General features: G+C 55.6%; 10 protein-coding genes and 2 other RNA genes. 4 read left to right on the forward strand and 8 right to left on the reverse strand.

Annotated elements, in window-relative coordinates; translation table 11 throughout:
* Window positions 1-9: 9 nt before the first annotated feature.
* Together ffs (QCBJ_RS28220) and QCBJ_RS28225 are read right to left on the reverse strand one after the other, a co-directional pair.
* An RNA gene (ffs, locus tag QCBJ_RS28220) (signal recognition particle sRNA small type) lies at window positions 10-106 on the reverse strand.
* Between the two features lie 290 nt (window positions 107-396).
* On the reverse strand, window positions 397-2,295 hold the full coding sequence (locus QCBJ_RS28225; RefSeq protein ID WP_218273962.1) for a DUF262 domain-containing protein: 1,899 nt from the start codon (window positions 2,293-2,295) through the stop codon (window positions 397-399).
* 728 nt (window positions 2,296-3,023) lie between these two features.
* Here QCBJ_RS28225 and QCBJ_RS28230 point away from each other — a divergent pair.
* The 4 genes from QCBJ_RS28230 (at window position 3,024) to QCBJ_RS28250 (ending at window position 6,782) form a co-directional block, all read left to right on the forward strand.
* On the forward strand, window positions 3,024-3,602 hold the full coding sequence (locus tag QCBJ_RS28230; RefSeq protein WP_102062043.1) for a recombinase family protein: 579 nt from the start codon (window positions 3,024-3,026) through the stop codon (window positions 3,600-3,602).
* A 406-nt stretch (window positions 3,603-4,008) separates the two neighbouring features.
* Complete coding sequence (locus QCBJ_RS28235; protein ID WP_145994255.1) at window positions 4,009-4,410, forward strand: hypothetical protein; 402 nt, start codon at window positions 4,009-4,011, stop codon at window positions 4,408-4,410.
* Window positions 4,411-5,188: 778 nt separating this feature from the next.
* Window positions 5,189-5,839: a hypothetical protein gene (locus QCBJ_RS28245; protein WP_256243904.1), complete on the forward strand. Its 651-nt coding sequence runs from the start codon at window positions 5,189-5,191 to the stop codon at window positions 5,837-5,839.
* Between the two features lie 454 nt (window positions 5,840-6,293).
* A complete protein-coding gene (locus QCBJ_RS28250) occupies window positions 6,294-6,782 on the forward strand; it encodes a ribonuclease H family protein (protein ID WP_102062045.1) in 489 nt (162 codons plus the stop codon).
* Window positions 6,783-6,840: 58 nt separating this feature from the next.
* Here QCBJ_RS28250 and QCBJ_RS28255 read toward each other — a convergent pair whose 3' ends face one another.
* From QCBJ_RS28255 to ligA, 6 genes are all read right to left on the reverse strand, one after another.
* Window positions 6,841-7,062, reverse strand: a complete 222-nt coding sequence (locus QCBJ_RS28255; RefSeq protein WP_102062046.1) for a hypothetical protein — start codon at window positions 7,060-7,062, stop codon at window positions 6,841-6,843.
* Between the two features lie 58 nt (window positions 7,063-7,120).
* Window positions 7,121-7,651 (reverse strand): UDP-N-acetylglucosamine acyltransferase, encoded by a 531-nt coding sequence (locus tag QCBJ_RS28260; protein WP_102062080.1) that lies wholly within the window; start codon window positions 7,649-7,651, stop codon window positions 7,121-7,123.
* A gap of 181 nt (window positions 7,652-7,832) precedes the next feature.
* Window positions 7,833-9,239 (reverse strand): site-specific integrase, encoded by a 1,407-nt coding sequence (locus QCBJ_RS28265; protein WP_102062047.1) that lies wholly within the window; start codon window positions 9,237-9,239, stop codon window positions 7,833-7,835.
* 80 nt (window positions 9,240-9,319) lie between these two features.
* Window positions 9,320-9,416: signal recognition particle sRNA small type (ffs, locus tag QCBJ_RS28270), an RNA gene on the reverse strand.
* Window positions 9,417-9,591: 175 nt separating this feature from the next.
* A complete protein-coding gene (locus tag QCBJ_RS28275; protein WP_093545598.1) occupies window positions 9,592-10,758 on the reverse strand; it encodes a putative zinc-binding metallopeptidase in 1,167 nt (388 codons plus the stop codon).
* A 243-nt stretch (window positions 10,759-11,001) separates the two neighbouring features.
* Window positions 11,002-13,359: an NAD-dependent DNA ligase LigA gene (gene ligA / locus QCBJ_RS28280; RefSeq protein WP_093545595.1), complete on the reverse strand. Its 2,358-nt coding sequence runs from the start codon at window positions 13,357-13,359 to the stop codon at window positions 11,002-11,004.
* Between the last annotated feature and the right edge of the window lie 54 nt (window positions 13,360-13,413).

Here is a 13,413-nt window from a genome sequence, read left to right on the forward strand (position 1 = left end):
TGGAGGCAACCCCACCAGCCACACCCCGGCACACAATGTTCCCGCTGTGGCTGCTGCCTTCCGGCTCTGACCAGGTTCACGGGTAATCGTTGCGGGGGGACCGATGGGGTCACCATAACGACGCTGGCCTCTCGGCAAGCGGGGCCATTCAAATCAAAGACGAAAGCTCTCTCAAATTCGGTTCTTCACGTCACGCTGGCGGATGTGAATTTGGCGGCATTGTACGGCGGAGACGGGCAGGTCTGGCAAGGTATTTGTACCACCAGCTTGCCCCCCTTTTGTACCACCCGTGCAGTACAGATTAAGAATGCACGGGAGGCATCAGCCTGAGTCGAGATTTTCTCTGAGCAGTCAACACATGGAGCTCAAACACTCGAAGGAATATCCCTCTACTCTTTATGAAAAAATAACTTCCAGATTTTCTCTCGACCAAATTCTTTTCGCCAAGGCCTCATAAAACTCGTTTCGTGCGGCCAATGAGGCTGCATCAGCATGCATCATCGCATTGTAAATTATACCTGACTCAGCAGAAAACTTAGTCCAGTTAGGCTGATTTAGAAAGAAGCTTTCAGTTAAGGTCTGCGCCAATACGTTCTCCCCTGCATACCGTTGAAGTTTCGCGCTGTAAGCCATATCCCTCATAGAACGGTTCCTACTTCTAGGAAGTAAAATCAACCCAGCAATATTATTTCTACTCGCTACAAAATCATTGTTATTAGAATACGCAACGCCACCCGAATTAAGAACATCAGTGTTCGTTGCTGCGAAATCATGAGAAATCAAGTGTTCAATATCAAACGTTCTAGAATCTCTAGTCCGGCTTGCATAGTCTGCAAAGCCTACTCGGTTCGTCATATCGAGAGAGACCTCAAGGTGATCTGACATCCTCCCTAAAATATGCAGCAAATCTTGACGCTTCATATTCGTATAAGAGCAATTCTTGATATTCTCAATCTTGTCTCGATCCGCATCAATCCGACCTAACAACTTAGCCTTTAGACTGGCAAGATCTAAATCCCTCAACTCCTTCGTGAGATCAAAGATAATATCTCTAATATTATCATAAGTATTTTCCTTACCATTTATCGCACGAGCCGTCGCCAAATGATCTAGATAATAAGAAATCGACTTAATCTTTTTTGTGGCTTCTGATGTTGTATCTGTAGCCTTAACCGCACTAAGAATAACCATCGACTGCAACGTAAGGTCTCGAGCACCATTAAAAAAAGCATGAGGAAAATTAGCTTGAAAGCTCTGCTCGCTTTTTTTGATTTTGCAATACAAATCAACATAGTAAGGCAACGCGCCTGTCAACAGGTTAGAGAAGTCGTCACTTGTCTTCAACCCTACTGAATCTTTGTTGTCCATAACCCAGCGGTGGTAACTGTCGCCAACCACCTCGAAGTCTCCAGGCGCATCACCCCGCTTCTTTCCTCGACTTGTATTAGCGTATTTTGACCTTATCCAAGTCTTGAAAAAATTAGAGTCCTCGTCACTCCCCAAAGACTTTAACTTATTTATACATTCATTCCAGGACGCATGCGCAGTTTTATTCTCGCTATCGGTCGAGATACTGGAAAGCAAAAACCCTTTCAACAAATCTATGGGTCCTAGCTTCAACCCCCTATCGTTCATTGTAACAAAAACCTTGTGACCATCCTGCTCACGAGGCACGCCAATCTCGAACATGCACACACACTCAGTGATGAAGTCAAAAAGATGCGGCACTAGATTTTCAGACGTAACATCAGCGGCCAACGCACCTTCGATTTGCTGATAAAGTTCCCAAATCCTGATTGTCCCCGAATCTTTATTAGGAATACTTTCAACAACTGAAATTAGATCAGCCTCGTCGTCGGGGCCATCAATTAGCGCATCAAATAATGCGTGCCGAGAAGGATCCATATCAAGATTATATTCACTTTGCCCAGCCACTTGACGCCTTATGGCTTGCTCCACGGGAGATATATTGAGCGCAGGATGCTTTTTCCTTAGTCTATGAATGTAAGCAAAGAGCAATGTCAGAGTCGTCACGCGTTGCTGGCCGTCTACAATAGCCTTTCCGCCCTGACCTACCTGCGTCGTTATTATCGTACCCAGAAAATAGGAGTCGTAGCCTAAAACATCTTTCCTGCCATGCGCTGGCTTCCAACAAGCCAAAAATGCTTCTTGAATGTCGGATAGCAATTCATGAAGATGCTTTGACTCCCACTTATAATCGCGCTGATACGTCGGCAGCACAAACTTTTGCTGCAAGCATGTATTTACAGTTTTTCTATCAAACGTTATTTGCATATAAAATTCAAGTCCTTGTGAAAGCATGCGAAGAAATGAAAACCCAGCCTTACGCCCCCGTGAAACCCGCAGACCGAAACGCCTAAGCTCATACCCATTACGCTACCAACGTTAGAGGCAAAATGCCATCCATCCTTTGAAGATGCGACCACCTGACCATTGCTGTAGGGCTAATCACTAGACAAAAAGAGCATGGCCGAGAATCGTGAGCTGCTTACTGCTTTATTCCGATAAAGTATATGAAACACACCGATTAGGTAGAACACATGCGCGCGACTTAGGTTAACTCAGCCTTACTCACTGCATGATGTAGAGTATTTTCTACCGAAAAATCTGTCCGCCTTTTAGCAATATAGGCACCGGAGTTTTCCCCCCTCCCCCCCTTTCCTCACATCTTCGAACTAAGGGGCGGAGACGGCGCAACGCGACGTCATAGCCTGTGACTAGATCAGTCGCTTTGGTAACAGGGATACATCCAAGATAGACGCCATCAAAATCTGGGCTGCTAGTAAGTCGTCGTGCCGCTCGCCATGAATCAATGCTCGTGTCCGCCCCCCCCCCGTTTTCTAGCCAATGCATAGCTCAGTAAGTACACCTTATGAGCTAAGCCGGGAGGCGTTTGACGATGATGAAGATTCGGTGTCTCCACGTTGGCTCAGATGTGTTGATTTTATGCGAGCCATGCCGTAGATTTATGAACTAACGTTCTGAGCCAGGTAAAGCCGTCCATGTCCGCCACCATTGCCTATGCCCGCGTCAGCTCCGATGGTCAGTCCGTCGAGGCACAGCGCCACTCTATCAACCAGCGCTACAACGTCTCGGATGACGGCTGGTTCACCGACGAAGCCACAAGCGGCACAACGAAGGCTTTGCATCGGAAAGGCTTCTCAGCGCTGTTCAGCTACGCAAGAAAAGGCGACATCGTTGTGGTCTCCGCAATTGACCGACTGGGGCGGAGCACAATCGACGTTTTGGAGACGGTCGAAGCACTGAAGTCTAAGGGAATCACGGTTATATCCATGCGGGAAGGCTTCGATCTATCCAGCCCTACGGGGAAATTAATGCTGACACTCCTGGCCGGCGTTGCCGAATTGGAGAGGGAGAACATCCGGGCCCGACAAATGGCCGGCATTGAGAAAGCCAAGGCTGACGGCCGAAAGCTGGGTGCTCCCAAGAAACACGACGACCTGGCTATTGCCGCATGGAGGAAGGAGACAGGCTCAAGCATTGCAGCTACTGCTGAGCACTGGAAAGTTTCGATAGCCACTGTTAAACGGGCTTGCAGAACTTCCCAAAGTGTCGCTTGAGTGCGCTCATAAGTTCCGCTCAGAGGGACGTCACCTATCACGAGCAACGACGCTTCAGGTTTCACCGGATCAGTCATGGAAGCGGTCTTGAGCATGTTGTAATGCTGACTAGCTTCGCCGCTGACTACCTAGACGGTCTCCAGTCCTGTAGGAATAGACAATCCCGGTTCCGGGATCGTTGATGTCGACGCATAACTGAGGCCCGTAGCTACAGGGGTTACAGGTCACAGACTGAACGTTATCACACTTCCTAAACAGACTGTTTCGGAACCTTCAAGGCTGCTAAAAATGGCTCTCCCAAAACCTGGGCGGGGCCCAAATGTCGAAGAAAACCGCCCAGCCAAATCCAATGGCGCAACGCTCAAGAACGTGAGGCGGGTTGTCAGCCGACGTAAAAATCTAGAGTGTGAAGGCCGAAGCTGGAGGTTTAGATGTGCATCCATTTCAACTGGTAATTGATGAGCTCAAAACTGCTGGGGTTAAAATCAGCGGTGGTGAAAGTGCTTACAAGCTTCTTCACAAGCTTTGCATCTATAAGGCTCTTCAAATGAATGGTTCTGCGCTCAGAGCAGCAAAGAACGGTGGACTGCCAAGAAAGAAGGTCATAACCCAGTCCAAGCACCTGCTCGAGGAATATCTCAAAACGGGCCTTATAGTTCTCCCGGCGCACATGAAGGCCCGTGGTTCAGAACACAAGTACAAGCACGACGGTGACGCTACTGCTAACCGTAATCTCTGGCGCGCCGGCTGGAGGGCGCCAGCCCCCCAGGACAACACTCATCACGGGCTCAACACCGTCAAAGGCTAGGCAGGCTACCAGGAGCTGCCGGTCCGTCCATTTTTCGGTTTGTTAAGGTTGGCAGCTTTCCGGTCGGTATTTCGCCCCTCCTTGTACTGGTGACATCCGTCACCGCACCCAGCTCTGGCGCAATCGTCCTTAGTGCAATCCATTACTCACGCCGGCATGGCACCTGCATTTGCTATCACTGGATAAGGCTCCTGTCGCGCATCAACTTTTCCTTTCAAGCAAATGCGTGAAAAGGGCCAAATGCGCTCAGACAATTGGCAGAATCTCGACCTTCGCACAACACCCCGCCGATTCCTCTGTAACCCTTGGCCCTGCTGGGCTTCAGCCAATAAAGCGGCAATTAACGCCAGTCCTTGTAGAAAGCACCCGTCGCCCCCCTTAAACGATCTAGGGGGAATTAGGGCCCTTCCTTGTGTAACCCGCACCGGCGTCCCGTCCGGCTGCACCTCAAACCCAACTTCTGCAAACCATTGACCCTGCCTGGAACCCCATGGCGGGGCTTTGGCGTTCGCTATCACTGGACCTCTATCCCATGAAACAACCCGTGCGCCTTGTGCGCCTCAATCTACACCTACGTGCGGACCACCTTGCCCGCCTGACCTGTCTTGCCACTGCTATCAGTAGGCGTAAAGGGCGCGACACACGGCTTGCTGAAGCCCTGGAGCTGGCTCTGGTCACTGGCCTTACGTGGAGCGACGCAGACATGCTCGAGCTCCTCAAGTCCGACCTGGAGGCGCCTTACTGGCGCACCCTGGGCTCAGTTGTGCGGAGTCGCTGAATGGACGCAATTAACATGAATGTTGACCTTGCTCCGCAACGCAGCGACCAAGACACTAACACTCGATTCAAACCAACAGCAGGCAGACCGTCCATCGCTGTCACCGTCGGGAACCACATGTACTTTGTGGACCCAAATACCGGTCTAATCCTCCACTCCACTCGCAAGCTTCCTAGGCACAGAGTCGTAAGTAGGATCGAAGTTTACGTAGGTCTCGACACCAAGCTCCCGACACAAGCAAGGGACAGTGAGGAACTTATTGAAGCTCTGATTCCATTTGACGCCTGGCTAAACAAAAAGTACTTCAGCGCAAAAAAAGCACTTGACCTGCTTCGTACCTGCGCCACAAAAAATGCTGTTTGCACGCTGAGCCACCTTGCTCAGAACCTGTCTGGAAGAAACTACTGGTTCGGCCGCATTGAAGATCTGGCAAAGGCTTTGGACACACCACAAAGGTCGGTTGAGCGCGCGCTCAAGGACTTGGAAAGCATGAACATAGTGAAGCGCAAGGCCCAAGGACGCCAATGGCCAACACGTATCACGGTTCATCCCTGGTACGCCTGGAGAGGCGACCTCCAAGGCCGTGACGCTGCGTACTCGGATTGGCTTGGCATTAGCCCCGCCGAATTTGGCGGTCGAACTGGCCTGTAGCCCTTGTATTACGGGACCTCAATTTCCTGCTAGATATTATATAAGCAGACAACTGAGGGCAGGCGTGAACCGGGCAGTAGCGCAGCTGCTGTTTGGGTCCATCGAGCCTGACCAACAATCCCGACCAGCTAAGGGGACAAGGTCGTTAGTTTCCAACCAAAGTAAAAACTCAGTCTTTCTTTCTATGAGATTGACTACGAACACCACCCTCTAAGCCTTCCTTACTTGTTGGTCGTCCTCGCTGGGCAGCCGACAGCAGCTTCGCTACTGCCGTCTACCACGGCCGCCCCTGAACTTCCCCCAACGATAACTTGGTCTTTCACCGTAGCGGTCCACCTGTACCTATGTCGGGAATTGGTCCGGTGCGCTTTACCCCTCAACGTAAAACTCCTCACGTCTAGCAGCCGACTTCTTCGGTAGCTACCAAAACACCATTATCAAAGGACATCAATCCATGACCACGTACATTGCTTACGTCGACGGCGCCTGCCCGAACAACGGTAAACCGAATGCCAAAGCAGGCTGGGGCGCCTACATCACCAACGCCGAAGGAAAGACATTGAAGCTTGCCGCTCCGGTCCCCCGTGGCCAGCCTCAGACCAACAATAGAGCCGAACTGCTGGCAGCTCTGGAGGCACTGAAGCGTTGCAATAAGCCAATGCCTATCACCCTGTACACCGACTCCCAGCTTGTGGTCAAAGGGGCAAACGAATGGCTGCCCAACTGGAAGGCCAAGGGCTGGAAGAACAGTAGCAAGAAGTCTGTTGCGCACCGCGACCTATGGGAGCAAATCGACCAGCTCATAGAGCAACGGGAGGTGACTTTCGTATGGGTCGAGGGGCACACCGGCAACCGGGGCAACGAGGAAGCGGACACGCTGGCCTGTCGTGGAGCCAACGGCGAGTACGTCCATGAACTGACCGTGGCGGGCGAGGCAGCGTAAACACTGACGGGGTGGATGGGGCTTCTGTGCCCATCCCCCTGTCGTTTTCGCTTGGGCTTCAGTGCAGGGCAGCGTCAGTGCCCTTCAGGTTGCGCTCCATGTAGGCCTGCATAACGTTAGACTTTTCAGCCACGACCAGCTCCAACTGGGCGGCTAATGCAGAATCCCTCGCCGCCTTCGCCATGTCATAGGTCTTCAGGGCTTCGCCGTACTCACGACACAGCCGCTCCATTACTTCACGGTGGGCGTCGGCCTGTTTCTCATGTTCGGTTGTTCCCATGGCAGCCTCCATTGCGCTTGCGTGCGGCCCGACTTACACAGGAAGGTGGGCCATACTGCTAAAGCTTAGCTGCTGATAGCGACTCAAGAAACTGGGCAATGTTTGCCTGCACCGAACGATTGAGCGACTCCTTTACGCGCACCAGACCGGAGAAGGCGTAGCCCGGTGGAACAGTGCCCTCGGTGTAGACCTCCTTTTCAAACAAAGTCTTCCCTGTGCGGCGGCTGACAACGCTGTAACGCGCCCGTGCCGGTGTGACCATAGTAATGCCGCCCGCAGGGGGATCTAGCTCCAGCACCTTGACGAAGATATTGACCTTTTCCGGGGCGTCGTCGCTGAACACCCCAGCCTTGTCTATCGCTTCTACCAGCGACTTCTCCCACAGGATGGGGAAACCTTCGCCGTAGGTTGGAATGTCGCCCTTGACTTCGCTGGGTAGGCCATAGGAAACCGAAACGGCCTTGAGTTCTACTGCTTGCTGGGTAGTGGCCCGCTGGACGCCTGGAACTGAGAAGTTCGTCGGTGGCGCTGTGACGCAACCAGTTAGTGTCGCTCCCAGTAAAGCGAGTAGTGTGATTCTCTTGAGCATGTCGAAGTCCCTTTCATAGTTGCCCGGATGATACCGATACATTTTGGGCGCGTCCTACAACATCAACGGACATGACGCTGACGAGATAGAGCGGGCTCACAAAAGCATTGCCCCGAACCAACCCGCTTAGGGTTCCTGAAGCACACTGGAACACCCGGACAGTATTTCGTCCAGCCACCGCCTAGAAAGACTCAAGGGTCACCAGCTCCATTACGGGTGCCAGTACGTCCGGCCTGAAGTCCTTACCATAGCGACCAAACGTGATGCCTCCAGCCTGATGCCCCAGCAGCCCACCGACAAGTGACTCAGCGACCCCCTTTTGTTTCAGATGGTCAGCCAAGGTGTGACGGAAGCTGTGGAAGTCCTTCTTGGCAGCGTCATCGCGGAAGCCCAACTGTTCACGCACCCGAGTAAACCACTTCGACGGCGCAGCACTGTATCCGTGCTTCTTATGGCAGGTCAGCTCCGGGAAAACACGTTCGTTCCCCGCCTCTTTCATCTTCGTCACGTACTCCAGGAAACCCAATGCTAAAAGTTTGGAATGCACCGGAACAAGTCGCTCGGATGACGCCGTCTTGAGCTTCTGGTCCGGCCTTGTAGCTCGTATGTGGATGCAGGCGATACCGTCGATGGTCACCACGTCGTCAGTGTAAAGCTGGCACAGTTCGTTAAGCCTGGCCCCCGTGTAGAGCCCCAGGAGGGGGAGCCAGTATTGATTTGGCTTAGGGCCACGGGCGGGTGCATACGTCGCAACATTAAACAACGCCTTCAGGTCATCAGTACTGAAAGCGCTTCGCTCCTCGCTGACCTTGCGCCGTATACGCACACGGAGACCATCGAACGGATTGCGACTGCAATAGCCTTCCCTGACCGCATACGAAAAGAAGGTCGTCAGGTTCTTCACGTAGTTGTTGAAGGTCGTCACGCTGATGGTCGTAGTCGCCTCCGCGATGGACTGCTCTAGTGGTTGGTCCGGCAACTGATGCAGGCGCGGGGGGAGCTTCAGCGCCGTCTCCCGGAACAAATGAGCGTCCTTCCGAGTTATCTGGTCGATAGGCATGTCGCCAATGATTCGGGTTAGCAGCACGGCGACCGCACGCTTGTCATCCAGCGACTTCACCGCAACTCCCTCCCGGCGCTGGTGGGCTAGTTGTTCGTCGACCACCGCAAGAAAGCCAGGCGATTGCTGCACAGACCCATCTGCTATCACTGAGGGCGGTGCTGTGGGGGCCTGTAGGGCGATTGGGGGCGCTTCCCGCAAGACTTCAGGCGAAGACATAGGAACGCCAAGCAACTGCTGCTGACGCAGCCACGACGCCCAACAGGCGAGACGCTTGCCGCCTGCCTCCCATGCACCGCGCAGGCGCTCAACACAGGGTCTACTCCCCTGGAACGCTTGCGTGAACAGACCTTGGACTTGGGCCAGAATGTCACGCCCACGAATCAGCGCCTCCCGCTTGCAACGGGTTTGCAGGGAGCGACGAATTTCTCTTTGGGGGAATAACGGACGAATGACATCCGGCACCACGATTCGGAAGTAGTAGACCGAGTGGCGGGACAGCAATAGGTAGGACGGGATGGTCGACACGGATGTATCACTCCTTGTACCACCGCGTGGTAAAGGGTGAAAAACCGTTAAGAATCAATCACTTAGATGATTGGAGGCAACCCCACCAGCCACACCCCGGCACACAATGTTCCCGCTGTGGCTGCTGCCTTCCGGCTCTGACCAGGTTCACGGGTAATCGTTGCGGGGGGACCGATGGGGTCACCATAACGACGCTGGCCTCTCGGCAAGCGGGGCCATTGTACCGATCTCATCGGAAGTTACAACCGTTGGGGCCGGATTAAAAAATGAGGGGGTTCAAGTACTTGTCATAGCTCTGGAGATTGGCGTGTTCTCCTGTGGGAGGGAGCAAGCCCCCTCCCACCTTGGCTCATCACTGTGCGTGCACGACCTCATCTGCCCTTCCGCCCTCTTCCTGGATCACCAAGTGAATAAAGTGCAGCTTGGCGATCACCGCCGGTGGTAGCACGAAGGGATAGAAATCTGGCTGGCCCATGCTGCGCGACAGTTCGTTGAGCATTCCGGCCAGTTCGATCCAGGCGTTGACGAACGATAGGAACGCCGCGCCGCCAGGGTGCTCGGGGTCGTAGAGCGTGCTGAGGGGGAATGGCTGGTAATCCAGGTCCATCTCGCGACCGCTCATGCCAAAGCCGAGGGCGGTGTCGACGGCGTCCATCATGTGCAGGTAGTGGGCCCAGGTTTCGGCCCAGTCTTCCCAAGGGTGCATGGTGGCGTAGGCACTGACGCAGGTTTGCTGCCAGTCGGGGCGCGGGCCGTTCTGGTAGTGCTGGTCGAGCGCCTCGGCGTAACTGGCGCGTTCATCGCCGAACAGGGCGCGAAAGGCTTCAAGCCAGTGGGTATCGGCGATCAGGCGGTCCCAGTAGTAATGGCCGACCTCATGGCGAAAATGGCCGAGCAGGGTGCGATAGGGTTCGCGCATTTGTACGCGGACTTTTTCACGGTGGGCGTCGTCGGCTTCCTTGATGTCGAGGGTGATCAAGCCATTCGCATGACCCGTCATCGGCGCATTGCCTTCCAAGTCGATACCGACGAAGTCGAAAGCCAGGCCGTTGTCTTCGTCGGCGGTTTTGGGCACGACTTGCAGGCCGAGGCTGATCAATTGCGCGACCAGGCGGCGCTTGGCGGTTTCTACTTTGCGCCAGCGTTCATGGTTTTCCGGAATCGACAGGTCGGGGATGGTGCGGTTGAGGCTGCACGCCACGCACAGCGGCGCGGTGCTGTGGGCCGGGATCAGCCAGTTGCAGGCAGCCGGCGTGTCGAGGTTGGCGCAGCGGCGGAAGGCGCCGGCGTCGAGATTGTCATCTTGCAGCCACGTGCCTTCCACGGGGCCGGGCTGCAGGGACGCGAGTCGACTTTGTTGCGGTTGATAACCCAGCAGTGCCTGACAAGCCAGGCACTGGCTGTTGCGAAAGAACAGGGATTGGCCGCAGCGGCACTGCCATACCTTGCTGTCGCGAGACGGGCCGGCCGCGAAGGGCGCAGCAATACGCGAACTGAGTTGCTCGAAGTAGCGGAACATGGCGATCTCTCCCAGGGTGACTGAGACTAGATCATTTCGCCGCCGAAATCGTTCCACATTATTGTAGTGAGCGGGCTTGCCCCGCGCTGGGTGGTGAAGCTGCCCCAGATCCAGGCACTTCGGTCTATCTGAAACACCTCAGCGTCTGTGTGGGGGCTGCTTCGCAGCCCGGCGCGGGGCAAGCCCGCTCACTACAACAAGCCCGATCACCACAGCAATCGGGCTCACCACAAAGGTCCCGAATCAGACGGGGATGTTGTGTTTGGCGAGGAAGGCGACGAAAGCTTCTTCATCCAACACCTTCAGGCCCAATTCACTGGCCTTGGCCAGCTTGGAACCCGCACCCGGCCCCGCCACCACGCAGTGGGTTTTCGCCGAGACCGAACCCGCCACCTTGGCGCCCAGGCTTTCAAGTTTATCCTTGGCCACGTCACGGCTCATCAGCTCCAGCGAGCCGGTGAGCACCCAGGTATGCCCGGCCTCGGGCAAGCCTTCGACTACCTTCTTCTCGCTGTCCCAATGCATGCCAAAATCCTTGAGCTGCTGCTCGATGGCCAGGGCGTGGTTGGCGTTGTCTGCGTTATCGAAGAATTCGCGCACAGCCTTGGCCTGCTTCTCGGGCAGTGCCTGACGCATATCCAGCCAGTCGGCCTTGATCACGCCTTCCAGGGTAACGAACTTGTCCGCCAGCTTCTGCGCAGCGCCAGGGCCGACGCTGGGCACGTGGAGCTTGTCGAGCAAACCACCCAAGGTGGTGCTGGCGGCGAATTCGGCGCTCAGTTCGCCCTGATCTTGCAATTGCAGGCCGCATGCCTGCGGCGACAGCAGCGCGCCGATCACGTCCTGGTTGTGGCTGTCTTCGAAGAAGCTGTGAATCTCGTGCGCCACTTCCAGGCCCACGTCCGGCAGGTACGTCAGCACTTCCGGCAAGGCTTTTTGCACGCGCTCCAGAGACGCCAGGGAGCGCGCCAGCACCTTGGCGGTTTCCTCGCCTACGTCGGGAATGCCCAAGGCGTAGATAAACCGCGCCAGGGTCGGGGTCTTGCTGTTTTCGATGGCGGTGATCAGCTTTTTGCTGGAAATATCGGCAAAGCCTTCCAGGTCGATGATCTGCTCGTACTTGAGCGTGTAGAGGTCGGCCGGCGAGCCGATAAGCTTTTCATCCACCAGTTGCTCGATGGTCTTGTCGCCCAGGCCGTCGATGTCCATGGCGCGGCGCGAAACGAAATGGATAATCGCCTGCTTAAGCTGGGCGCCACAGGCCAGACGGCCGACGCAACGGTACACCGCGCCTTCGCTGACGGTTTCCTTGCCCTTGCTGCGCTTGACCAGTTGCGTGCGCTCCACATGGGAGCCACACACCGGGCAGCTTTCGGGGATCTGCACCGCGCGGGCATTTTCCGGGCGGCGCTCGGGGACGACCGACACGACCTGCGGAATCACATCACCGGCGCGGCGGATGATCACGGTGTCGCCGATCATCAGCCCCAGGCGCGCAACTTCATCCATATTGTGCAACGTGGCGTTGGACACGGTCACACCCGCGACCTTGACCGGTTTAAGTCGCGCGACCGGCGTGACGGCACCGGTACGGCCGACCTGGAATTCCACGTCGAGCAGTTCGGTCAGTTCTTCCATGGCCGGGAACTTATGCGCGATGGCCCAGCGCGGTTCGCGGGCGCGGAACCCCAACTCGCGCTGGGAGGCGATGCTGTTGACCTTGAATACGACACCGTCGATTTCATACGGCAGGCTGTTACGCCGCTCGCCGATGTCGCGGTAGTAATCCAGACAATCCTGGATACCCTTGGCCAGTTTCAGCTCGTGGCTGATCGGCATGCCCCACTTCTTCAGTTGTTGCAGGTTGCCGATATGGGTATCACTGATGTCGGTGGTCACACCGTAGCAGCAGAACTCCAACGGGCGGCTGGCAGTGATCTTCGAGTCCAGCTGGCGCAGGCTACCGGCAGCGGCGTTACGCGGGTTGGCGAAGGTCTTGCCGCCGACGTCCAGTTGCGAGGCATTGAGCCGTTCGAAACCGGCCTTGGACATGAACACTTCACCCCGCACTTCCAGGGTCGCCGGCCAGCCGCTGCCGTGCAGCTTCAACGGAATATTGCGCACGGTGCGTATGTTGACGCTGATGTCTTCGCCGGTGGTGCCGTCGCCACGGGTGGCACCGCGCACCAGCTCGCCGTCCTGATACAGCAGGCTGACCGCCAGGCCATCGAGCTTCGGTTCGCAGCTGTACTCCACCGCTGCCCCGCCGCCAAACAGATCGCCCACCGGCAGGTCGAGCCCTTCGGTCACCCGGCGATCAAATTCGAGCATAGTGGTTTCATCGAAGGCATTGCCGAGGCTGAGCATCGGAATGTCGTGCTTGACCTGGGTGAACGCCGACAACGCCGCACTGCCGACCCGCTGCGTCGGTGAATCACGCGTGACCAGGTCCGGGTGCTCGGCCTCCAGGGCCTTGAGCTCGTGGAACAGCCGGTCGTACTCGGCGTCCGGAATGCTCGGCTCGTCAAGGACGTGGTAACGGTAGTTGTGCTGATCCAGTTCAGCGCGCAGTTCGAGGATGCGGGTGTGGGCGGCGGTCATGGGTGTTCTCTCATAAAGCAAAAGAGCAGCCGAAGCTGCTCAATATGTTAGTGC

Origin of the sequence: Pseudomonas sp. QC2, assembly GCF_002859085.1 — a bacterium.
Taxonomy (GTDB): Bacteria; Pseudomonadota; Gammaproteobacteria; order Pseudomonadales; family Pseudomonadaceae; genus Aquipseudomonas; species Aquipseudomonas petroselini.